This window comes from Centipeda sp. (in: firmicutes) (assembly GCF_057271695.1).
The window spans coordinates 15,236-36,332 of sequence record NZ_DBHIVL010000016.1; the positions used below are offsets into that span (position 1 = coordinate 15,236).

At 53.4% G+C, this 21,097-nt stretch carries 26 protein-coding genes; 21 read left to right on the forward strand and 5 right to left on the reverse strand.

Translation table 11 applies throughout. The annotated features are described in order from the left end of the window. From ACO6BQ_RS04110 to ACO6BQ_RS04210, 21 genes are all read left to right on the forward strand, one after another. Positions 1 to 456, forward strand: coding sequence for a hypothetical protein (locus ACO6BQ_RS04110; protein ID WP_489119648.1), 456 nt, complete (start codon positions 1 to 3; stop codon positions 454 to 456). Positions 457 to 483: 27 nt separating this feature from the next. Then, complete coding sequence (locus ACO6BQ_RS04115; protein ID WP_489119649.1) at positions 484 to 1,008, forward strand: phage tail assembly chaperone; 525 nt, start codon at positions 484 to 486, stop codon at positions 1,006 to 1,008. A gap of 173 nt (positions 1,009 to 1,181) precedes the next feature. Beyond that, positions 1,182 to 4,853 carry a phage tail tape measure protein gene (locus tag ACO6BQ_RS04120; protein ID WP_489119650.1) on the forward strand — a complete coding sequence of 1,224 codons (3,672 nt, stop codon included), beginning with the start codon at positions 1,182 to 1,184 and terminating at the stop codon, positions 4,851 to 4,853. 128 nt (positions 4,854 to 4,981) lie between these two features. Then, positions 4,982 to 5,683 (forward strand): LysM peptidoglycan-binding domain-containing protein, encoded by a 702-nt coding sequence (locus tag ACO6BQ_RS04125; RefSeq protein ID WP_489119651.1) that lies wholly within the window; start codon positions 4,982 to 4,984, stop codon positions 5,681 to 5,683. Between the two features lie 9 nt (positions 5,684 to 5,692). Further along, complete coding sequence (locus ACO6BQ_RS04130; protein WP_489119652.1) at positions 5,693 to 6,784, forward strand: XkdQ/YqbQ family protein; 1,092 nt, start codon at positions 5,693 to 5,695, stop codon at positions 6,782 to 6,784. Continuing rightward, positions 6,781 to 7,173: a hypothetical protein gene (locus tag ACO6BQ_RS04135; RefSeq protein WP_489119653.1), complete on the forward strand. Its 393-nt coding sequence runs from the start codon at positions 6,781 to 6,783 to the stop codon at positions 7,171 to 7,173. The genes ACO6BQ_RS04130 and ACO6BQ_RS04135 overlap by 4 nt, the downstream gene beginning before the upstream one ends. A 13-nt stretch (positions 7,174 to 7,186) precedes the next feature. Beyond that, entirely contained in the window at positions 7,187 to 7,636 is a 450-nt protein-coding gene (locus tag ACO6BQ_RS04140; RefSeq protein ID WP_489119654.1) for a DUF2634 domain-containing protein, read from the forward strand. Between the two features lie 14 nt (positions 7,637 to 7,650). Next, the gene (locus ACO6BQ_RS04145; protein ID WP_489119655.1) at positions 7,651 to 8,814 is read left to right on the forward strand and encodes a baseplate J/gp47 family protein; all 1,164 of its coding nucleotides are present in this window, start codon (positions 7,651 to 7,653) and stop codon (positions 8,812 to 8,814) included. Then, entirely contained in the window at positions 8,807 to 10,342 is a 1,536-nt protein-coding gene (locus ACO6BQ_RS04150; protein WP_489119656.1) for a putative phage tail protein, read from the forward strand. Before ACO6BQ_RS04145 ends, ACO6BQ_RS04150 begins: the two co-directional genes overlap by 8 nt. 13 nt (positions 10,343 to 10,355) lie before the next feature. Then, the gene (locus ACO6BQ_RS04155; RefSeq protein WP_489119657.1) at positions 10,356 to 10,805 is read left to right on the forward strand and encodes a hypothetical protein; all 450 of its coding nucleotides are present in this window, start codon (positions 10,356 to 10,358) and stop codon (positions 10,803 to 10,805) included. Positions 10,806 to 10,816: 11 nt separating this feature from the next. After that, on the forward strand, positions 10,817 to 11,254 hold the full coding sequence (locus tag ACO6BQ_RS04160) for a hypothetical protein (protein WP_489119658.1): 438 nt from the start codon (positions 10,817 to 10,819) through the stop codon (positions 11,252 to 11,254). Positions 11,255 to 11,270: 16 nt separating this feature from the next. Then, positions 11,271 to 11,633, forward strand: coding sequence for a hypothetical protein (locus ACO6BQ_RS04165; RefSeq protein ID WP_489119659.1), 363 nt, complete (start codon positions 11,271 to 11,273; stop codon positions 11,631 to 11,633). An 88-nt stretch (positions 11,634 to 11,721) separates the two neighbouring features. After that, entirely contained in the window at positions 11,722 to 12,249 is a 528-nt protein-coding gene (locus ACO6BQ_RS04170; protein WP_489119660.1) for a hypothetical protein, read from the forward strand. A 144-nt stretch (positions 12,250 to 12,393) separates the two neighbouring features. Next, positions 12,394 to 13,107: a hypothetical protein gene (locus ACO6BQ_RS04175; protein ID WP_489119661.1), complete on the forward strand. Its 714-nt coding sequence runs from the start codon at positions 12,394 to 12,396 to the stop codon at positions 13,105 to 13,107. Positions 13,108 to 13,270: 163 nt separating this feature from the next. Continuing rightward, positions 13,271 to 13,525, forward strand: a complete 255-nt coding sequence (locus tag ACO6BQ_RS04180) for a hypothetical protein (protein WP_489119662.1) — start codon at positions 13,271 to 13,273, stop codon at positions 13,523 to 13,525. A 3-nt stretch (positions 13,526 to 13,528) separates the two neighbouring features. Beyond that, positions 13,529 to 13,879 carry a hypothetical protein gene (locus ACO6BQ_RS04185; protein WP_489119663.1) on the forward strand — a complete coding sequence of 117 codons (351 nt, stop codon included), beginning with the start codon at positions 13,529 to 13,531 and terminating at the stop codon, positions 13,877 to 13,879. Beyond that, positions 13,839 to 14,333, forward strand: coding sequence for a peptidoglycan recognition protein family protein (locus ACO6BQ_RS04190; RefSeq protein ID WP_489119664.1), 495 nt, complete (start codon positions 13,839 to 13,841; stop codon positions 14,331 to 14,333). The genes ACO6BQ_RS04185 and ACO6BQ_RS04190 overlap by 41 nt, the downstream gene beginning before the upstream one ends. 13 nt (positions 14,334 to 14,346) lie before the next feature. Further along, a complete protein-coding gene (locus ACO6BQ_RS04195; RefSeq protein WP_489119665.1) occupies positions 14,347 to 14,967 on the forward strand; it encodes a glycoprotease in 621 nt (206 codons plus the stop codon). Between the two features lie 227 nt (positions 14,968 to 15,194). After that, entirely contained in the window at positions 15,195 to 16,163 is a 969-nt protein-coding gene (locus ACO6BQ_RS04200) for a hypothetical protein (RefSeq protein ID WP_489119666.1), read from the forward strand. Positions 16,164 to 16,663: 500 nt separating this feature from the next. After that, a complete protein-coding gene (locus ACO6BQ_RS04205) occupies positions 16,664 to 16,930 on the forward strand; it encodes a hypothetical protein (RefSeq protein WP_489119667.1) in 267 nt (88 codons plus the stop codon). A 12-nt stretch (positions 16,931 to 16,942) separates the two neighbouring features. After that, the gene (locus ACO6BQ_RS04210) at positions 16,943 to 17,353 is read left to right on the forward strand and encodes a DUF7659 family protein (RefSeq protein WP_489119668.1); all 411 of its coding nucleotides are present in this window, start codon (positions 16,943 to 16,945) and stop codon (positions 17,351 to 17,353) included. A 13-nt stretch (positions 17,354 to 17,366) separates the two neighbouring features. On the opposite strand, the gene ACO6BQ_RS04215 is transcribed toward ACO6BQ_RS04210, so the two are convergent. The 5 genes from ACO6BQ_RS04215 to ACO6BQ_RS04235 form a co-directional block, all read right to left on the reverse strand. Further along, on the reverse strand, positions 17,367 to 18,449 hold the full coding sequence (locus ACO6BQ_RS04215; RefSeq protein WP_489119669.1) for a site-specific integrase: 1,083 nt from the start codon (positions 18,447 to 18,449) through the stop codon (positions 17,367 to 17,369). A gap of 146 nt (positions 18,450 to 18,595) precedes the next feature. Further along, a complete protein-coding gene (locus tag ACO6BQ_RS04220) occupies positions 18,596 to 19,267 on the reverse strand; it encodes a Fic family protein (RefSeq protein ID WP_489119670.1) in 672 nt (223 codons plus the stop codon). After that, positions 19,264 to 19,515 (reverse strand): hypothetical protein, encoded by a 252-nt coding sequence (locus ACO6BQ_RS04225; RefSeq protein WP_489119671.1) that lies wholly within the window; start codon positions 19,513 to 19,515, stop codon positions 19,264 to 19,266. Before ACO6BQ_RS04225 ends, ACO6BQ_RS04220 begins: the two co-directional genes overlap by 4 nt. Before the next feature lie 88 nt (positions 19,516 to 19,603). Then, on the reverse strand, positions 19,604 to 20,239 hold the full coding sequence (locus ACO6BQ_RS04230) for a LexA family protein (protein WP_489119672.1): 636 nt from the start codon (positions 20,237 to 20,239) through the stop codon (positions 19,604 to 19,606). 165 nt (positions 20,240 to 20,404) lie between these two features. Beyond that, on the reverse strand, positions 20,405 to 21,052 hold the full coding sequence (locus ACO6BQ_RS04235) for a LexA family protein (protein ID WP_489119673.1): 648 nt from the start codon (positions 21,050 to 21,052) through the stop codon (positions 20,405 to 20,407). Positions 21,053 to 21,097 lie beyond the last annotated feature (45 nt).

Sequence of the window (21,097 nt, forward strand, 5' to 3'; positions counted from 1 at the left end):
ATGTGGAATCCGAGAGGCCCCGTTGATGCGCGACGCGTATTCACGGGCAAAGATGGACTCTTGTTCGATGAGTTCGGACGGCTTCTTGCAACGGTGGAAACGTATCAGGTGCAGGCAAATGTCACGAACGCGAAGTATCAGCCGATTGGCGATGCGCAGGAACATGAGGTGTTTCAGGGATATAGCGTTACGCTCAATTTCACTGAGGTCGTTGTCGAAGACAACGCGTTCATTCAGGACTTGTTTAATATGATGAGTTCGGGGCAGGGGGTGCGTTGGACATTCCAAGGTGTCATCAAGGGACGCAACGGAAGCGAGGAGCGTATGATTTTCCGCGACTGTGTACCAAGTGGAAATATTGATCTTCAGAACGTCTCTGTTGGCGATCTTATCAAACGTCAGTGGAGCTTGTTCGTCAATCGCCCGCCTGAACTTCAGAATCTGCTCAGCTATTAACCCTGACAAGAGACAAGGAGGATATTTATGGCAGTTAAACCCGACGAGGAACTCATGCTTGCCGCTGACCCGATTGAAGATGTCGCGGCCGGTACTGAAGAGGAACTGAAAACATACGACGGTGACATTCTGCACGCTCTGCTTGCGGCAGCGAATTACCAGCAGTCTGAGGACGAAACCTATACCATGCGCGTTGTTCGCAAGAAGGTAGTTCTGTTTACGTTCCGTGTTTGTCCGCTCTCTGAGGAGCAGTACGACCGCTGCCGCGAGAAGAACACGAAATATGTGCGCAACAAGCGCATCGGCGTCAAGGTGCCTGAATCGACAAACTCGGTACGATATCGCTCACAGCTCATCTATGAGGCAACGATTCCCGAGGATCGTGCGAAGATCTGGGACAACAAACAGATGTGGGAAAAGCTCAACGTCGCGTCCGGCATCGATGCTATCGACAAGATTTTGATGTCCGGTGAGAAGGACAAGATCCTCGAACAGATCGATGCCATCTCTGGCTTTGACAACAACGAGTTGGAGGAGACAACAAAAAACTGATCCTCTCCGGCGGAGGGTTGACGCTGCTACACCACATCTTGCAGCGGCTTCACATGACGCCGGATGAGTATGCAGAAAAGCCCGCGCTTGTACGGATGTTTATCCGTGCAAGCATACGGGCGCAAATTGAACTGGAAAACCAAGAACGAACATAGTGGAAGGAGGTTGAAACTATGGCTGCGGAGCACGTCATTGATATCGTGGTACAGACACAGGACAATGTAAGTCCGGGACTTGATCGCGCAAACAAGAAAATGCGCGGATTTGAAAAGAGCATTGAACGAACCAAAGCACGTCTCAAGAATTTCGCAAAAGCAGATTATGAAGTCGTGCTCCGTGCCATTGATCGTGTCACACCAGCCATCAGTCGAGCACGAGAAACCCTGCGCAGCATCACGGGGCGCACCTACAACGCAACCATTGGTGCGATCGATCGTACTGCGATCAAGGTGCGTGAGGCACAGGCTCGTCTTACCGCGCTCACGGGCAAGGCGTGGATGGTGACGATTGCGGCAAAGAATACCATCGCGGAGAAGGCAAGCGGCGCGGTGAATGGTGCGGTGCAGTCCGTCACCGGTATGGGCGCACAGATGATTGCGGGCGCGGGCATCGGCTACGGCATCTATGATACGGTCAAGACGTACAAAGATTTTCAGCAGCAGATGAGCACGGTTGCTGCGATCTCGGGAGCATCAGGCAGTGAGCTTGACGCGCTGACGGCGAAAGCCAAAGAGATGGGCGCAAACACGGCGTTCTCCGCAACGGAAGCCGCAAAGGCGTTCGAGTATATGGGAATGGCGGGTTGGAAATCGAGTGACATGATTTCCGGCATCGCGGGCATCATGAACCTCGCAGCCGCCTCCGGTGAGGAGCTAGGCCGTGTGTCCGACATTGTGACAGATGCGCTCACAGCGTTCGGGCTGCAAGCTTCTGATTCCGCGCATTTTGCAGACGTTCTTGCACAGGCAGCGACAAACTCCAACACGAACGTCGGTATGATGGGGTACACGTTCAAGTATGTTGCGCCTATCGCCGGCACGTTAGGTTATTCCATTGAAGATGTGGGCGTAGCAATCGGCCTCATGGCAAGCCGAGGAATCAAGGGTGAGCAAGCTGGTACATCTCTTCGAAAAATTTTCTCGTCGATTGCAAGCCCCGCCGATCAGGCGGTTCAGATTCTCGATGAGTGGGGGATCAGTGCAACGGATGCGAACGGCAATGTGAAACCGCTCCTCGGAACAATGAAAGAGCTGCGAGCGCAATTCAAAACCCTATCAAAGACAGAGCAGCTTGATCGGGCATACTCGCTCGTTGGTGAGGAAGCAAAGAGCGGCTTCCTCGCGACGATGAATGCCTCGGATGCTGACTTTGATAAACTCGTCGAGTCTTTGAACAATGCCGAGGGTGCAGCACAGCGGATAGGTAAGATGCGCTTGGACAACCTTGCGGGCGATATGGAACAGCTCGGCGGCGCATGGGAGACGTTCCAACTTTCCATCATGGAGGGTAAGGGTGCTGACGGACTGCGCAGCTTCATACAGGGAGTATCAAAAGACATCGACCGTCTGAACGAGTATCTGAAAGACGGCCTTGACATATCGGATGTTGGGCGACTTGCACTCGATATCCTCACGCAGCTCAAGAACAAGTTCTTAGAGTTGGACGGTATCGGTTCCGTTCTCGCGGGTGGTGTTCTCGCAGCAGGGCTTTACAAGATTGTTCGTCTTGCGGAAAAAGCGGGGAAGTTCATCAAGGAAGCGACGCAGAGCATTCCGGGCGGGAACAGTCCGAGCAAACATGCGCCGTCCTCTGAGGATACCCTGCCCGCCGTCAAGAGTATGGTCGTTCACGCGCAGTCCGTTGTTGTGAACGGTGCGGGCGGCGTGCCGGATAGTGGCGGCAGGGGAAGAAAAGGCAGAGGAAGAGGGCGCAAGCCGTCACGCCCCGTGCCGGAAACTCCCCCTGTGGATGTGCCGACCGTCCCCAAAGGGAGCAAAGTGCCGCACGCGCCACAACCTGCCCCGCACCCCGGTACGTTCGGCAAAATGCTCGGACGCGGCGCGGCTATTGCGGGGTTGGCACTTGACGCATACGAAGCATACAGCATCTATCAGGAAAACCAACAGGCTCTTGCAGAAGCGCAAGCCGCGTCTGATGGCAGCGAGGAATCCATCACGCACATCAAAGAAATTGAACGCGAGAACACCAACCGCATGGGGGCGTCCGTTGGCAGTACGGGTGGTATGCTCGCGGGCGGTCTTGTCGGTGCAAAAGCAGGTGCTGCCATTGGTGGCGGCATCGGAGCTCTCTTTGGCGTGGTAGGCGCTGCCCCTGGTGCTGCCATAGGAGGTTTCCTAGGCGGTGTCGGTGGCGCGATTGCGGGGAGTGAGTTTGGTGAGTCTATTGGCGGTCAACTTGCTGAGATCAGCGAAGCGGCAGGAGGTGTATGGGGTAGCATAAAAGCGGGGGCGTCTGATACATGGAACTGGATTAGCAACGGGGCAAGTTGTGCTGCACAGTATGTAGGGGAAGCGTGGACTGGAATCACAGGTGCTGCATCCTCTGCGATACAGTCTGCAGGAGACGCCATTTCGGCGGCTTGGGACTGGATTGGTGACGGTGCGAAAGGAGCGGTTCGATATGTAGGAGAACAATGGGATGGATTTAAGGACTATGTCGGAACTGCACTTTCACCTGTGCGCATGGCCGTTGAGGATGCTATCAATGTCATAGTTGGTCTCGGCGCGGTCGTATGGTGGATGATAAAGCCATACTGGGAGGAAGGTATCGCGTTCATTTCCGGCATCCTGCAAAGCATAAAGAACGTTGCTGGGGAAGCGTGGGACTGGATCGGCAAACGTGCTTCTGCAACATGGAGCGCGATTACAGCGATCATTTTGACCGTACTGGATGAGATCACAAACGCAGCAACCGAGGCGTGGCTTATGATTGCAGAGGTCGCTTCCTATGCGTGGCAGACGCTCAAAGACAGTACCCTCGAGGTATGGAGCGGTATTGTTTCGGACGTATCTGCCGCATGGGAAAATATATGTGCCGTTTTCTCTGTTGCCGCAGACTGGTTCCTCAGCACCGTATGGCAGCCGATTGCGGACTATGCGACATCTGTCTGGGCATACATCACGATGACAATAGGAAACGCCTTGGATTTTGTTTATGGTGTCTGGGGCATCGCCTCCGCGTGGTTTGATATGGCAGTGTGGCAACCCATCTCGGTTGCCGTTGACACTACAGGAACGGCGATTTCTGATGCATTCCAATCCGCGTACAACTTTGTCACGGGCTTGTTTGGTGGCATTGCCGGCTGGTTTGATGAAAACGTCATAAAGCCTGTGAGCGAGAAATTCGACGCGCTGCGCAGAATCGGCTCAGGTATTACAGGGCTTGTCGGCAGTGGTGGGGGAAGCGAAGCACCTCATGCAGCAGGCGGTATCTTCCACGCACCGCATCGCGGTATCGTTGCGGAGAATGGTCCCGAGGCGATCATTCCTCTAAATGACCGTACGCGCGGACTTGACATCCTTGAACGCGCGGCAACGATGATGGGACTCGATTTTGGCGATGAGATGGACTTTACGCCTGACGAATCTGGTGAAAGAGCTCCGCTCATCGCCCCTATATCAACAGGAAATGCCCCCCAGAGCGTTTCTATTGAGTTGGGAGGGATAAGTATACCAATCACCATTTCGGGCGGCTCTATGGACGCACAGGGCGTTGTTCAGGCGATCCGCGAGAATCTGGAAGATATTGCGGACGACATCGGCGGCCAGCTTGCGGACAAGGTTGCGTCCATCTTCGGCAATCAGCCGGTCATGAATGCGGGGTGACGGTTTTGAAGTTCAACACTGGCGCCGTTGTTGGCGATCTCCTGCGCGGGCGCAGTATCAAGAGTTCGCTCATACACGGACTCACAACGTCAGGGCTTTCCGGTGTCTGGTGAACGCTCGCCGTTGGCTTGCTCGGCGGCGGTTCTGAGGTCGCTGATGTTTACATCACGAATCAGGAGACGGGCGAGAAAATATCGCTTGCATGGGTGCCCGAGAAGATCAGCGTCAAAGAATCTGCACAATTTCAAAGCTATAACATCATCGAGCGCGGGGAGGTCAAAGTACCGAAAGGGAAACGTCTCTCCGCTGTTTCATGGGAGGCCATCTTTCCGGGTGAGAGCCGCACGGAGGATTCGTTTATCAAGTCGGGGAATTGGGAAGCCCCAACAGAGATCATCCAGCGATTGCAAGCGTGGCAGAATGCAGGGAACAAACTGAACCTGCTTATCACACAGACACCGGTGAATCTTGACGTATTCCTTCAATCTCTGGATTACTCGTTTGAAGGCGGCATGGGGGATGCGAAATACAGCATCTCCTTTATCGCCGCCGAGGACTTGCTCATCAAGACGGTAGAAGAGGTTGATGCGGAGAAAGCCAAAGAGATGGAGAGCGGCATTCCAGAATTGGGATCACGAGCCGCACTGCCAAAACCATCATCCATTAAGAGCGTCTTGAATCAGACGTTGTGGAGCATTGCAGAGCAAAAACTAGGAAGCGGCGCCAGATGGCTTGAAGTCTATGCTGCGAATGCAAAAAAGCTCGTCGATGTAGATGCACTCATCAAGACCGGAATCAAGGCGGGCGTCAAGATAAAATTGCCTTTTTAGGGGGCAGATATGGTTGATCTGAAAAATATTAGCTATCGCGTTGTCTGTATTGCTCCCGACGGGAAGCAGCTTGACATCACGCGCATTACATCGAATCTCGGGTGGGAAGAGGGCGCAAAAGAACTCTCTGTTCGCATCAGCCTCAAGGTTTACAATACGCTGTACGATGGGAAACGTATCTCTCAGCTCATACAGCCGGGTACACCGATCTTTATCTACGCGAATATCGGCGATGAGCAAAAAGAGATGGTGCGCGGGACGATTGAAAAATGGTCGCCCACATACACAAACGGTGATAGCGTGCTGGACATCGAGGCATACGACGAAATGCACGCGTTGAGGAGGAATGAGGACTACGCGTACTTCGTTGACGGTGTTACGACCAAAGCGATGATTACGCAGATTCTCGACAAATGGGGCGTCCCTTACGATTACAAAGGCCCCGACATCACGCACAACAAGATGGTGTTCAAGAAAAGCTATCTCAGCGATATGCTTCAGAAAATCTTCGATGACGTGAAGCAAAAAGGCGGCGGCGTTTACTTCGCTCGCGCAAAAGAAGGGAAGGTTGAAATCATCCCACGCGGCGTGAATGAGGGTATCTACCATTTCGACGAGAAAGACAACGCCGTCAGTGCGAAGGATTCCTTCGACAGTGGCAGCATCGTTACGCGTGTTATCGTCGTTGGAAAAACTGACGAGGAAGGTCATCAGGCAATCGAAGCGACCGTAGAGGGGAGAACAGAGTTCGGCATCCGGCAAGCGATTGTGGAGCGTCAGCACAGCAAGTCTCTCGAACAGGCGACCGAGGCGGCAAATCAGCTGTTGCGAGAACGCGGTGCACTCAAGCGAAAGACGACCATCGTCGCGCCGGACTTGCCTTTTCTGCGCAAGGGCGACTGCATCCGTGTCCGTGCCGGTACGGTTCTTGGCTACTTCTTCGTAAAGAGTGTTCGGCACAACGCCGAAGATCAGAAGATGACACTCGAAATCGACGAGGACAAAGAACTGAACGAGGCAACGGAGACGGACAATGGGCTTGGCGATACACAGACCGATTCCAATGAGACGGACGAATCCACAGGAGGTGAGGCAGATTGAGCAAACGAGGCAGCCCGGGTGCAAATAAACTGACTGCGGCGCTTGCCAGCATGATCGATAAGAAAGGTGATAAAACGCTTGTGCTCGATTTTGGCATCATCTTGGGGGATTACAGCCTGAAAACAAACACGTTCCCGATTCCAATTCCCCAAAGCGATTATTCCGTATGCCGTGCGATTACATACGACCCCGGCGTGCCACTCACGCAGACGTACTGCGACGGAGCACACGGGCACCCCGACGCAGGTTTTGCGGGCAGCCACGTCCACAATGTGCGGCTCCCCGAGAAGATGTATTGGATTCGCCCCGGAGACAAAGTGCTTGTGGCGTGGGTGCAGGATGAGGCGTGTGTTGTTGACATCGTGTATCGTGGCGACATCGTAGGCTAAGGGAGGGGATCAAATGGGACAAAGTCTGTATCCGACATTCAATCTTCCTCCTGTTGTAGCAGATCGTGAGCGCACAAAGAAGAAAAGCTATAAACAGAGCTTCTTTTTCGACTACGCATCAGGAGATTTCCTGCGCGACGGGGCAAATCGTCTTGTGCTCGCAGAGGGACGCGAGGCGTTCTGTCAGTGGTGCTTGAAACAGTGCGTCACGGAGCGCGATACGAAGCTGGCCTACTCCGACAAGATCGGCGTTGAGATTGTCAAAGCGGTGCAGGAGAAAAGTGATATTCGTGCCATTGAGTCTGCAATCCAGCGCACCATTACTGAGGCTCTGATGGTAAACCCTGAGACGGAATATGTGAAGAACTTTCGTTTTTCGTGGAATGGCGCAGACAGTCTCCTCGTGTCCTTTGTCGTAAAAGGGCATGAGTGGGATGAAGATACGCTCACAGTAACGTACTGAGGAAGGAGGAATCTATGTCAATCGTACCGTTTGAACCCCCGGAATGGCTTAAAAACGTGAGTGCTCGCGGTATCCAAGAGCGTATGATGCGAAACCTCCCTCTCGACATCGACAAAACCGAGGGCGGGTTCGCGTGGGATTTGACAATGCCGACCGCGCTTGAGAAAGCGGAGCTGTTGCAGGTCTTTGTTCAGCGCACCTTGCAAATGATGCACCCGATGTGGGCGGAGGGGTATTGGCTCGACTGCCACGCCATCGATGTCGGCATAGAACGACGTGCAGCAAATAAGGCTTATGGACATCTAACCATAAAAGGAAAACCGGGAAGGCTTATCACAAAAGGCTTTGTATTCTCCGTCCCGTCCGTAGATGGCACTCCGGCGATTGATTTTGAAACACTTGAAGATACGGTTATCCCCGATTCGGGAGAGCTTACGATTGCCATACAGGCGCTTCTTGGCGGTCAGATCGGGAATGTCCCAAACGACACCGTTACGATCATGCGATCTCCGATCAGCGGAATCTACAGCATAACCAACAAAGAAGCTATCACAGGCGGTGCGGAGCAAGAAAGCGACGCAAGCCTGCGTCAACGCATCGATGACATCAACGCCAGTCGGGGGAAGAGCTACACGGGCAACAATGCAGACTACGTGCGCTGGGCATCGGAAGTCCCCGGTGTTGGGCTTGCTCATACGATACCGGGCTATAGTGGTGCGAACAGCGTGAAACTTGTCGTAGTTGATACGAATGGGATGCCGGCAAATCAGCAGATCCTCTCAGCAGTGTTCCGGCACATCTGGGGATCGGACGATCTAGCAGATCGCAAAAGTCTGGCGCGTATCGCCCCGATTGGCTTGATTCATTTTGAAGTAGCCGCACCACAGCCGGTCATCATCAACTACAAAGTGCGGCTGCGTCTTGTTCCGGGTGCAGACATCGATACGGTAAAGAGTCGATATAAAACGGCTCTTATGAGTTACTATATGTCTGTTGTAAAATCCCCAGGTGACGCTAAATCGATACGATACAACAAGACGTACGCCATACTCGCGGATGAAGTCCCGGGCGTTGCGGATTTTGACGAATTCTACATGAATGGTGCGGAGAGTAACGTCTCGTTTCAATCGGAGGAATACCCTGTCACAGGAGAAATAGAGGTGGAGCTGTATGCCTAGTTCGTTTGACATAGAGCGTTTCCCAACATCCGATACCGCACAGAGAATGCTAAGTCGGGTATCCCCAGTCTACGAAAACTCCTATGTTGTAAAATGGCTCTATGAAGTCATGGGCATCGAGTTCGACGAAGCACGAAAGATCGTCCAAGAGCTCGGCGACCAAATGTTTACGCAAACGATTACATGGGGCATCACCTATCAGGAGCATAAATACAGCATCGAGCCTGACGAATCCCTATCTCTGGAAGAGCGTAGAGCGCGCTTGTACCGTAAGAAAACGGCTGGCACACCAGTAAGCCCCAGACGACTTGAGAAATACATCGCCGATCTGTGGGGGATTACCGTTGACCTCGACGAAACATATGCGCCGGGGCGATTCTTAATCACCATCCTAAAAGACGATAAAGGCAATCTCCGTGAGATGCTCAAGGACTTACGAGAGCAAGCCCCATCCCACCTCGTATGGGCGCTCCTCTATAAACTTGATGAGCTAATTGAATACGAATACATGAACATGGGAGACGAGTTGCGGATGATGACACGTCTCCTTTCGTATGAGCGTTACCCGTGGCGGGGGCGCTTTTTTGACGGCTCATGGTGCTTCACCGACTCCCTGCGCATGGATGGGCGATTCTTCGATGGCTCGTGGCAATTCGACGGCACGCCGCCGGGCGATGAGGATGCGATCGCGCAGGGCAGGATCTTCGACGGGATGTGGCAGTTCGACGGCCAGCAGGATTTCAACCTTAACTCAACGTCGCGGAAAATCTTGTTTAACTCGCTTGAGGTGGACGCGCTGCATCTTACGCAGGAGTTGTCCGTCGTAGACAAGCACAGCGTAACATTCCGATTCGACGGGCGGCGATTTGACGGGGCATGGATGTTCGGCGCGAACGAGCACGCACAGGACGCGACACTTGAGATGGCGGCATCGATCACGCTCGCCGACACAGAGCGGGCGATGGACGCGGCACAGATCGCGCCGCAGATCGGGACGATGGAAGTTTATCCGTTCGTGCACCTGCGCCGTTTCGATGGACGGTGGACGTTCGGCAGAGCTGTACCGCTTGACGGTGCGTGGCGGTTCGATGGTGGGCGCGTCCTTGACGGAGCATCCAGCACACCGACGGACATCACGCCTCTTGCGGCAGTGTTTGACGGTGCATGGCAGCTTGACGGCGCGAGTCACCTTGATGCGCCGATGCTCGATGCGCGTTTTGACAGCGACGAGGATGCGGATGAGCAGACGAGTCTTTCTGCGACACTCACGAAACTTGAGGATCATGCGACTATCCAAGGCGAGGAGTGCGAATTGACCGTGACCGTCGGGCGCGTTTTCAACGGATCGTGGAATTTCGATGCGGGCAACGTGTCGCGCATGGACGGCGCATGGCGACTTGATGGCGGTCGGTTCTTCACCGTTCGCCGCGCCGCGGGGAATCACTTCGACGGCGCATTTGACATGGGCGGCATCGTCCGCTTCGAGAGGGGAGGTGAGACCTTTGAGCAATACAGATACACAGCATGAGGAGGGAACGCTTATGGAAACAGGAATCTGCGTGCAGGACAAACTCGATGCCCTGCGCGGCGCGGTGCACCTTGCCGTCTACAAAAACGGGAAGCTCCTATTCGAGGAGACCGACCACAATCTCATCGTGACAACGGGACGCGAGAAGCTCGCGCGGCTCTTGGGCGGAGACTACACGGGGCGCATCACGAAAGTCGGCGTAGGATCGGGAAGCACACCTGCAAGCGACACGGATACAGGATTGACGGATGCCGTTCTTATTCCTGTGCAGTCCACGGAATACGAAGGGACGAAGGTGCGATTCAACTTCACACTCGGCAACGCCGACGCGAACGGGCTGAACATCCGCGAACTCGGGCTTTTCTTTGCCGACGGCGTGATGTTCTCGCGCCGCGTACGCAAGAGCGTCATCGGCAAAGAAGATGACATCTCAATCACTGGCTACTGGGAAATCTATTTCTGAGGAGGTACAACATGGGAAAACTGAAAGAGACCGCGCAGTGGGAGAACGACATCTACCAGATCGAAGTAACCGATCCTGCGCTTGGCGGGGAGAGCGGCCCCGTCAACACAGCGCCGCGTCAGCTTGCGAACCGCACGCGCTACTTAAAAGAGCATGTAGACAGCGCAGAGCGGGAAATCGTCCAGGCACGCGGCGGCAAAAACACACTCGCAGAGCGCATCAACGCGCTTGAGGAAACGACCGCGCAGGGAGATTTCTCCTTCGCCGGCACGCGCGGGCAGACAATCACGAACAACCTCGGCCATACGAACTACGTTGTAAATACGTCAGCGACGTCGGACACGGACGGCGATATGGGCGACGTGTATATCTCTCGTGCGGCGAACGCATTCACCGTCTACAACACAGGCGGCTATCGCGGCGGCGGACGTTACCAGATCATGAACTAAGCAAAGGAGGAGAACAATGGAGCAGAATAAAGTCATCATTTCGGTGGATGAGACAAAGCCGAGCGTCCTGCACGTCGCGGCATTCACGGCAAACGGCATCCGCATCCCAGCACAGAGCTATGATCTGACCGAATATCAGGGCGAGACGTTCCGCCTCTACATGGAGGAAAACGGCGACCTCTCGACATGTAAACACTGCGATCACTACTGGCTGCTCGCAGAGGCGGACATCCCGCCGAAGCAGACGGAGACCATCCCGACGGGAGAAAAAGACGAAAAGGGGCAGGAGAAAACGACGACCGTCGAAGTGCCGCTTGACCTGAGTGGCGTGACATTCCGCATCTACGACCTGCCGACAAAGGAGGAAAACGATAATTAAGCATCTCAGCCTGAAATCCCTGCGCGAACAGATCAACGCACAGACACGCGAGGTTCAGTTTCTGACCGACGACGGGGCGATTACGCAGATGGTATACATCCCGAAATTCACCGTTCCGGCGGGACTGGTCGAGGGCGGCAAGTTCCCCGCACAACCGATGAATCTTGGCGGATTCTTCATCGACAAATATGCGTGCAGTCACAAAAAAGCGACGCCGTTCGCATGCGGCATTGGCGAAAATCCGACCATCAATGATGGCGACACAAACAACGTCCCCGTATCGCTTCCCGGAAAAGTCGCATGGACGCACATCAATTTCGACAGTGCGAAGAAGGCGTGTGCGAACCGTAAGATCAACGGACAGTCCTGCCATCTTGTCACGATGAAGGAGTACGCGACAATCGTATACCTCATCAAGATTCTTGGGCATGAGATTCGCGGCAACAACAATCACGGCAGAGACTACCGCGATGCGGACACATGGGAGAATCGCGGCATCCGCGACGTTACCAACGAGCATCCGACGTACAATCGCACCTTGACGGGAACAGGGCCTGTATCATGGAGTCATAACGGCACGGCAAACGGCATCTACGACATCCTCGGAAACATCTGAGAGTGGACAGATTTCGTCATTGAGAACGGTGTCTACACCCACGAAAAACAGGCGTGCATCAATGACAACGACGGCATTACAGACAAGGACACGACAATCACGCTCGACACGATGGAGAGCGGTGAGACGTGGCCATCCTCCGGTATGATTAAGATCGAGGACGAGTACATCTCGTATAATGGCATCAATTATCAGGGCGACGGCAAGGCGATCCTCTCCGGGTGCGCCCGCGCACAGAAGGGGAGCGCGGCAGCGGCACACCCGAATGATGTGATGGTCTATCAGCTGACGGACTACTGCATCAAGCCGAACTCCTGCACAGCATACATCGCAAACGGCAGCGGCATCAGCGCGTCGGATACCTCCATCACCTACACGGGACTCATCAACGGCCCCGGCAACAATGGGTTCGCCACTGGCGATATCATCCAGATCGAGAACGAGCAGGTGAAAGTCACCGCCGTAACGCCGAATACGCTGACCATTGAACGCGCACAGAATGGAAGTGCGGCAGGATCGCACGGAAAGGGCGTCGGCATCGCAAAGATTACGTCGCTCATGGCAAACTACAACTCCAATAACGACGCGTATCAGCAGGGGCGGCTCATGACGGTGCGCAACGAAATCGACCTTGCGCCGCTCATGCTCCCTGCGAGCGTCAGCGTCAACACGGAGTCCGAGGAGTGGTGTGACGGATTCTGGATTCGCACACAGGGAAAGCGTGCTGCCCTGCGCGGCGGTGATTGGGCCAATGGCGGTTGGGCGCAGCTCGGCGCGGCATTGCACTTGAACGAATCTCCGTCGCGTTGGGACGCGATCGTTGGCTTTCGCGCTGCTTTGTCCCTTGCGTCCCTGTAATCTGGACAATTGGAATCTGACCGCCCGCGCGATATGAACAGGACTATGCGGCGGGGAACAGAACGCAAGAGGAGCTTCGGCGCGTCTTGTCATCGTGGCATGGGCGATCGCTCCATGCGGGCGTGCTGATGTATCAGGTGCGCTTTTGAAGAAAGAGGAAGCTATGGCAAGAGGTGAAATACTGGCTGAACTTGAGGGAATAAAAACGCAGCTCGAGATTCTTGCAACCGAGCTGCCCGGGCATCGGGATCAGCTCTTTGCAATCAACGCGCGTATTGCACGCGTGGAGGAGAGTGCAAAGAGTGCGCACCACCGCATTGACGATTTTAAGCGTGACGTGTGCTGGACAATCGGCATGAGCACTACCATCGTCGGCATCTTTGCATCCATCTTAACATGGGCGCTCGGAGGGAGGTAGGCGATGCTCAAAGTCTCACAGTGGATTAAAAAGGGCAAGAAATATCTTCGAAACATGACAAAAAGTCACGCGGCTATGCGGTACATCGTATGGTATGCCGCAATGATCGTGATCTGCGTCATGATCTATGTTGGCGCATGGCTATACGATTGGAACAATACGATGAAACCCGATCTCGTGGAGCTGCGGAACTTCCTGCATGAGATCAGCGGGGCGGCGTGGATTGCGGTCATCGGCTTTTTGGCAAAGTCATTTATCGACCGTGACAACAACGGAATCCCCGACCAGTACGAAGAAGAAAAGGAGAACAAAGATGGAAAGAGTGCATCTGAAAGACATGAACCTGAACTATGACGCTGGGCGACCCAAAACCCGTGGTGCGACGGATATGATCGTGCTGCACCACACGGGTAATCCGCATGATGATGACCTCTCTGCGGAGGAGATCAACGTCTCTCATCAGGCGCAGGGGTGGACGTGCATCGGCTATCACTACGTCGTGCGCAAGGACGGCACAGTGGAGGTCGGGCGTCCGCATTGGACGGTGGGAGCACACGCCTACGGAGAGAATAGTCATACCATTGGGATTCACGTCTGCGGGAATTTTGAGATCGGTGAGCCGACGGATGCGCAGATCGAGAGTACGGCGATGCTGCTTGCCAACCTCTGCACCGACTACGGGCTTCCGATTGACCGTGACCACATCGTCGGACACAGGGAGCTGATGGCGACGGCATGTCCGGGGGAGAACCTCTATGAGGTGATGGACACGATTGTCGGCAAGGCGAATTTCTACGTCAATCAGTGAGGAGGTGAACCTGATGATTGAACGGGTAAAACATCTCGTCACAGAGCACAAAACAGCCCTGCTGGTGACCCTGTGCATCCTGCTCATTGGCGTCGCATACGCCGTTGGCCGACATTCCGCATCGGAGCAGACGGCGGCCGAAAAACCTGCTGTCATGACGCAGGAAGAGACGCAGGACGTTAAGGCGCTGCAGGCGCAGCTGGATATTTCACACGCCAATGCAAACGCCCTGCAAAAGCGTCTTGCAGAAGTACAGGCAGAGCAGCGTGCGCCGTCAACAACGTATTACGTCACAGCACCAACCGTCGAACAGGCGGCGCAGGTGGTTGAAAAAGAGATCCGTGCAGACGCGCCGACACTGCCACGGGCGGCGCGGGAAAAGAGTGACCGCACCATCGTCACGCCGATTACGAAAGACGGGGACGGAAAAGAACTACCGCAAGATAAGCAGAAAGTTGACGTATATAAGATCAACCTTCGCAAAGACCACCGTATCAGGGCGGGCGCGTCCGTCATTGACGGCAAGCCGCTCATGAGCATCGGCTATGAGCAGGGACGGTTTGAGGCACTGGCACATTTTGACGGGGCGCGTTATAAGGGCGTGACCGTCATGTATAACATCGCTGAGTGGTGACAAATAAACGAACAGAGGGGACAGCGTTTCATGCGCCGTCCCCTCTGTTTTTTTGCAAAAACATACATTTATTTTGATAAAATAATTTACAAATAACTAATTATATGTTATGATATACAAAAGATGAAACTTTACATAAAATAAAGGAGAAGATGAAAATGAAAAAGGCAGAGGTAGTAGAAAAGTTCGTCAGTGATGCTTGCAGTTCGTAAATGGAGGTGTTTGTAATGAAGTTTGCAGGATTGGACAAGATCGTCGATGAAGCGCATAGTGAGATGCTCGGCGATATCGCGCAGCACATGCCGTTTCTTGTCGACCCGAACAACGAGCCGCCGCGCTATCTCGGCTTTCGCGGCTCGTTCTACCTGGATGATGAGGTAATGGCACTACTCGGTGCTGTGTATCAGGGAAACTATCCCGACATTGACCTCATGCAGATTGATCGTATTATTTTCTTTCATACGGGGAATGATTTCATGCACCGTGTCGAAATAGAGGTTGACGGGAAGTGCTGCTCAACGTCGGACACAGACAGCCCGTATTCGGATGTTGCCCTTGATGTGCGGAGCTGGGTATACGACAAGGCGAGAGACCTCTACAATATCCTTATCCGTGCCTATCAGAAAGCGTTCTGGCAGCATATCGACCGATATAATCTTCAAAAGCGGTTCTGGGAGGTTGTCGGGGAGTACGGCGGGCAAGAGGTTGTTATCCTCGATGTTGTAAGTACCAACGATTATGAGCACGTATACTATGTTGTTGCCACACGTGATCGCTACACTCTGCGCAGAGAGGTCATCATTGACAATCTCGAAACAGGCGTATCGCGAGAACTGGATGACTTTATTGCTGTAGAGCTCCCAAAACGTAAAGCAGAACTTGCAGCCAAGGAAGAAAAGGTGCGCAGAGAAGCCGAAGAAAAAACCCAACACGAAAGATTTTACGGCTTTACGGACGGGATGAGTGCGATGGCAAAGGGGCGTATCATCAAGGTTCTTGACAAACTCTACAGATACGACGGCGTTGTCATGAGTCGAGCGGAACACGTCAAGAGCTCCATTGAGTCGGGCTGCACTGTTTCTGTCAAGGAGAAGGATGACGGCTCGAAAATGTATTGCCTTGATACGCTGAGGGGATCGTTCTACGTCATCACAAAGACTGAGTATGATTTTGCGCGGTACCTGTTGAGTGCATAGTTTTATACCGTTGACCCGCCACGCATTATGGAGTAAAATGTAAAGCATAAAAACAAATTTGTGCGATGGAGGGATAGATATGCCGGGAAAAGCAACAAGGCCAGATGACGGGCGCCTTAGAAATGGAGGCGGAAATCGCGGCGGCGGGAGACCTGTTGGAAGTACAAGTCCACGCGGGCAGCGTAGTATTCATCAAGTTAGAGCGTACGACGATGAGTGGGAACTCATCAAAGACTTTATCCAGCTGACACGCAAAGATATTGATAAGTGCCGGCTGACATTAAGTCTTCTCAAAAGCGACATAGAAAAGTATTCGTAACAGGACGCATGGCGGCGATCAGATGATTTCTGATCGCTCTATTTTTTTACAAAAAACACCAAAAACATACATTTATTTTGATAAAATACTTTACAAATAACTAATTATATGTTATGATATATAAAAGATAAAACTTTACATAAAATAAAGAAGAAGATGAAATAGTAGAGGAGGTGAGAGGATGTATCTCATCACTACATATCCGACCGAGCACAAGTGGCTACCTGATGGCAATATTCGGATGATGTGGAACAAGGTTTTACCGAATGGAAACTATGACTTTGATGACATCATCAAAGTGTTTCATGAACACAAAGAAGACCTTGGAATTGAAGTCTCCGATGTGGACATCGCTGAGATCGTGAATGTCGAAGGTATCTTAGCTATGAACAACTACATGGACTTCGGGATGGTTGAGTTCTTTGGAACGAATCATTGGTATGATTAAGGAGGAAACGTCATGAAATACCGTGAACTGATGGATCGCCAGCAGAAAGAGTTTGAAGCGTTCCCAGCGTTCTATGCGTTCAATAAAGAGCAGTTTGCAGAGGGCAAGCAGAAGCTCGGCGTTGTTGAGGACTCGGAGCTTTACCGCGGCTATGCGGGAATGTTCTACCGCAAGAAGGATGCAGAGACTCTCCGTGCGATGATGCGACGTTTCGATGAGGAGAAGCAGGAAGCATTCAAGGACGATAAGTTCTTCTACAATGCAGTCTACTCGGAGTTGGCAAACCACGAATACTGCATTACCTATGAAGACGAGGAGGTACTTGGTGCGCTGGGAATAACGATGAAGGAGCTTGAAGCAGATCAGCGAATGGGAAGGATTTACTGCAAAGCACGTCAGGCTTATTTGGCCAAGACACATTAGGTCAAAAATTCCTTTAGACGACATAACACAGGGGAAGTTCAATTAGGCGCGTCGCGTGGGTATGACGGAAGCTATGCGCATTCAGTCCAAACGCCTTGAGTGCGGATTGAACAGTACCGTAACGGACGGGAAGCCCGAAGCGGTCAACGCATACGAGAGCGCGAAGCGTCCAATCATCGGGCGGTGTCTCGGCGCGTGGTTCTGTGTGGAGCAGTCCCGCCGCCGTCTCATATGTGCATTGATACGCCCCGCCCATGCGAACGGCATTCATGGAGCAGGTTGCCCGCCATTTGCGCAGCGCGGCAAGAAGTACGCCGTCAACGTAGAGCGTGCGCCGCCCCGCGTCTGTTTTTGGCACCGTGAAGAAGTAGCCGCCGCCTGTCTTGTCATGGACAATTTGCCGCTGAATGACGATGCGCCCCGCGTCAATGTCGATATCATCCCACGATAGCCCCAGTATCTCACCGATTCGCGCCCCCGTATGATAGGCAAGGCGAAAAATGATATGGTACTTGTGCCCTTCGGGGAACTTTTGAAAGAGTGCGGCGAGGATGGCGGGCGATATGATAACGCGGGGGATAACGGCGGCGGGTGCAGATCGCGGAACGGATAACCCCGCGCATGGATTCGCGGCGATGAGTTCGGCGGGATAGACCGCATATTTCAGAGCGTTGGAGAGCACCACACGCGCCCCTGCAATCGTGCGACGGGAAAAGCCCTCGGCGGCAAGCTGAGACATCCAACGGTCAACATCACGCGGGCGTAAGTCTTGCAGAATGATACCGTCGATGTATGGAACGATGCGGGCGCGGATCGTTGTCACATAGCCGCCATACGTCCCTTGTGCGACGTTCGGACGGGCGACGTTCTCTACCCATGCGGCGAGATAGTCACGCAGCGGGACGCGCTCGGATGTGATTCCGATATTGCCCGCCTTCCATGCGGCGTAGGCCGCCGCACCTGCGTCATATGCAGCTTGTTCGGTGGAGAATCCCCCGCGCTCTACGATGCGCCGCCGTCCTGTTGCGGGATGCTTGCCCGCGTCGAACGAGTACGAGAACGTTTTTCCCCGCTTGCGTGTGCGGATGGTTGCCATAATAAAACACCTCCAAAGCGTATTTGCCTATGGCAAACAGTCCCGAAGGTGTGATATACTCTCCTTGCGTGGTGGAGTATTCCCCGATCGGGATGCTTGCCCTTGGTCGCTCGTCATGTGTGCAGCATGGCGAGCGGCTTTTTATTTTACGAGAACGCCGCTATGCGTTCGCGTTCCTCTGCTTGCAGATCGGCGGCAAAGGCGGCGAATCCGTTCAAGTCTCCTGTGTTGAGATAGTTTATATATTCCTTGCGCCGCTCTACAGGAATTACGATCGGGATTAGATCGGCGAGGAAGCAGCTGTATACCATGAGAGCACGTCCTACGCGACCATTCCCATCGGGGAAGGGGTGAATGTGCTCAAAGGCAATGTGTTGACGGCAAAGAGCGAGCACCCTGTCTGAATCAGATACCGCCGCCGCCATTTGCGCGTCAAGGTTCGCAATCCAATCCGTGAGCGCGGCGGGAACGAGATAGGGCGGTGTAGGGGTAAAATCCGCGCCGATGATGAGATTCGGGCGCGTCTTGAACTGCCCCGGCACACTCTCGATTGCGTCCTTGCAAAGAAGCGCGTGCACCTCACGGATGAGGGAGAGCGAGAGCGGCGCGGCTTCTTGTGTGCGTTCCACAAGGAAGGACATGAACGCCTTGTAATTCAGTACCTCGTTCAATTCGCGCATATTCATAGCACGCGGGATATAGCCGTCAACGAGTACGCTTTTCGTCTCTCCTTGTGTGAGCGTGTTGCCCTCAATGGCGGTGGAGTGGTGCGCCATTCTCACCATGAGATCTGCAAGATAATCCACTGAATAGGTCATGAAAAACCTCCTACCGCCCCGCTGCCTATGTCAACCATTTTGGCGGCGTCGCCGAAATGGTCTGATACTGGATTATTACTGGATGCACAGGCTTCCTTTGCTTTGTCGATAACGCCGCTGAATTTGCGCCATTCGACATACTGAAGAACGGGCATAAGTTCGCGTGCGCTCCAATACTCCTGCCCGTATTCGTTGATGTGCTTGATATCCTCGAACAGGGATTCATTCATGGGTTGCAGATCGGTCATTGAAATCACTCCTTCAAAGTGTAACAGAAGAATGGCAGGGGCGTATTCGAATCAGACACGGGGAACGGTCGCGACGCATCGTGTACAGTCATAGCTTGCGCCGGAGTTCGATCACCTTGCCTAGAATCTGGACGGGCAAGGATTCTATTTCATCGTTCGTGTAGAAATGCGGTTCATAGATGGCGGCATTGTACCCGATGAGCATAACCCCGCCATGATTCCTGTGTATCTTCTTCACTGTCGCCGCGTCGCCGTTAATGAGAATGACGGCAATATCGCCCGTCTCGGCGGTGGCTTGCTTGCGAACAATGACAACATCATCAACAAAAAGAACAGGCTGCATGGATTCATCGCGGATGAGCAGGGCGAAAAACTCCCCCGTGCGTGCAAGTTCCACGTCGATTTCCTCATAGTCGATAACCTCTGAATCCTCAAGAGGTGCACCCGCCGCAATGGAGGAATACACGGGGATGCGCACGCCCTTCTTCTGCGGGCGCGAGGGAGGGGCGGCGGTATCGGCGGTTTTCCATCCCATGAGTTCAGACGGCGTAACACCGAAAAGATCGGCAAGTTTGACGATCGTCTCATGCTTGATGTTTTTTATTTCGCCGCTTTCATAGCGTTGTACTGTAGCGTTCCGAACGCCTATTTTTTCGCCTACATCGGTTAGCGTCATACCTTTTTCTAAACGAAGACGCTTCATATTTTCGTTGAGGTTTGCCATTGTGCGCCCTCCATTCATTTTTAGATGTGCTTGATATCCTCGAACAGGGATTCATTCATGGGTTGCAGATCGGTCATTGAAATCACTCCTTCAAAGTGTAACAGAAGAATGGCAGGGGCGTATTCGAATCAGACACGGGGAACGGTCGCGACGCATCGTGTACAGTCATAGCTTGCGCCGGAGTTCGATCACCTTGCCTAGAATCTGGACGGGCAAGGATTCTATTTCATCGTTCGTGTAGAAATGCGGTTCATAGATGGCGGCATTGTACCCGATGAGCATAACCCCGCCATGATTCCTGTGTATCTTCTTCACTGTCGCCGCGTCGCCGTTAATGAGAATGACGGCAATATCGCCCGTCTCGGCGGTGGCTTGCTTGCGAACAATGACAACATCATCAACAAAAAGAACAGGCTGCATGGATTCATCGCGGATGAGCAGGGCGAAAAACTCCCCCGTGCGTGCAAGTTCCACGTCGATTTCCTCATAGTCGATAACCTCTGAATCCTCAAGAGGTGCACCCGCCGCAATGGAGGAATACACGGGGAGGCGCGCGCCCTTCTTGTGCGGGCGCGAGGGAGGGGCGGCGGGGGTGGTATCCTGCATTCCCATGATGAACAGGGGCGAGACCTTTAGCACATCGGCGAGTTTTGCTATTTTATCGCGACGCATATTGTCAATTTCGCCTGATTCCCAACGTGAAACAGTCCCTTTGTTGACACCTACAAAAGCCGCAACCTCATCCAATGTAAGACCTAGTTCTTTCCTACGCGCGGTAATTCGTTCATTCATGCTTTTCATGGTTATGACCATTCCTTTCCGCTACGCTTCAAGGCACAAAACTGTTACGAAAGAATA

Coding starts and splice junctions, on each gene's coding strand:
- ACO6BQ_RS04130 (WP_489119652.1), top strand. CDS start 5,693: ATGGTTGATCTGAAAAATATTAGCTATCGCGTTGTCTGTATTGCTCCC.
- ACO6BQ_RS04195 (WP_489119665.1), top strand. CDS start 14,347: ATGATTGAACGGGTAAAACATCTCGTCACAGAGCACAAAACAGCCCTG.
- ACO6BQ_RS04180 (WP_489119662.1), top strand. CDS start 13,271: ATGGCAAGAGGTGAAATACTGGCTGAACTTGAGGGAATAAAAACGCAG.
- ACO6BQ_RS04185 (WP_489119663.1), top strand. CDS start 13,529: ATGCTCAAAGTCTCACAGTGGATTAAAAAGGGCAAGAAATATCTTCGA.
- ACO6BQ_RS04220 (WP_489119670.1), bottom strand. CDS start 19,267: ATGACCTATTCAGTGGATTATCTTGCAGATCTCATGGTGAGAATGGCG.
- ACO6BQ_RS04115 (WP_489119649.1), top strand. CDS start 484: ATGGCAGTTAAACCCGACGAGGAACTCATGCTTGCCGCTGACCCGATT.
- ACO6BQ_RS04155 (WP_489119657.1), top strand. CDS start 10,356: ATGGAAACAGGAATCTGCGTGCAGGACAAACTCGATGCCCTGCGCGGC.
- ACO6BQ_RS04210 (WP_489119668.1), top strand. CDS start 16,943: ATGAAATACCGTGAACTGATGGATCGCCAGCAGAAAGAGTTTGAAGCG.
- ACO6BQ_RS04110 (WP_489119648.1), top strand. CDS start 1: ATGTGGAATCCGAGAGGCCCCGTTGATGCGCGACGCGTATTCACGGGC.
- ACO6BQ_RS04140 (WP_489119654.1), top strand. CDS start 7,187: ATGGGACAAAGTCTGTATCCGACATTCAATCTTCCTCCTGTTGTAGCA.
- ACO6BQ_RS04170 (WP_489119660.1), top strand. CDS start 11,722: ATGGTATACATCCCGAAATTCACCGTTCCGGCGGGACTGGTCGAGGGC.
- ACO6BQ_RS04190 (WP_489119664.1), top strand. CDS start 13,839: ATGGAAAGAGTGCATCTGAAAGACATGAACCTGAACTATGACGCTGGG.
- ACO6BQ_RS04165 (WP_489119659.1), top strand. CDS start 11,271: ATGGAGCAGAATAAAGTCATCATTTCGGTGGATGAGACAAAGCCGAGC.
- ACO6BQ_RS04145 (WP_489119655.1), top strand. CDS start 7,651: ATGTCAATCGTACCGTTTGAACCCCCGGAATGGCTTAAAAACGTGAGT.
- ACO6BQ_RS04150 (WP_489119656.1), top strand. CDS start 8,807: ATGCCTAGTTCGTTTGACATAGAGCGTTTCCCAACATCCGATACCGCA.
- ACO6BQ_RS04120 (WP_489119650.1), top strand. CDS start 1,182: ATGGCTGCGGAGCACGTCATTGATATCGTGGTACAGACACAGGACAAT.
- ACO6BQ_RS04230 (WP_489119672.1), bottom strand. CDS start 20,239: ATGGCAAACCTCAACGAAAATATGAAGCGTCTTCGTTTAGAAAAAGGT.
- ACO6BQ_RS04200 (WP_489119666.1), top strand. CDS start 15,195: ATGAAGTTTGCAGGATTGGACAAGATCGTCGATGAAGCGCATAGTGAG.
- ACO6BQ_RS04205 (WP_489119667.1), top strand. CDS start 16,664: ATGTATCTCATCACTACATATCCGACCGAGCACAAGTGGCTACCTGAT.
- ACO6BQ_RS04215 (WP_489119669.1), bottom strand. CDS start 18,449: ATGGCAACCATCCGCACACGCAAGCGGGGAAAAACGTTCTCGTACTCG.
- ACO6BQ_RS04235 (WP_489119673.1), bottom strand. CDS start 21,052: ATGGTCATAACCATGAAAAGCATGAATGAACGAATTACCGCGCGTAGG.
- ACO6BQ_RS04225 (WP_489119671.1), bottom strand. CDS start 19,515: ATGACCGATCTGCAACCCATGAATGAATCCCTGTTCGAGGATATCAAG.
- ACO6BQ_RS04175 (WP_489119661.1), top strand. CDS start 12,394: ATGATTAAGATCGAGGACGAGTACATCTCGTATAATGGCATCAATTAT.
- ACO6BQ_RS04160 (WP_489119658.1), top strand. CDS start 10,817: ATGGGAAAACTGAAAGAGACCGCGCAGTGGGAGAACGACATCTACCAG.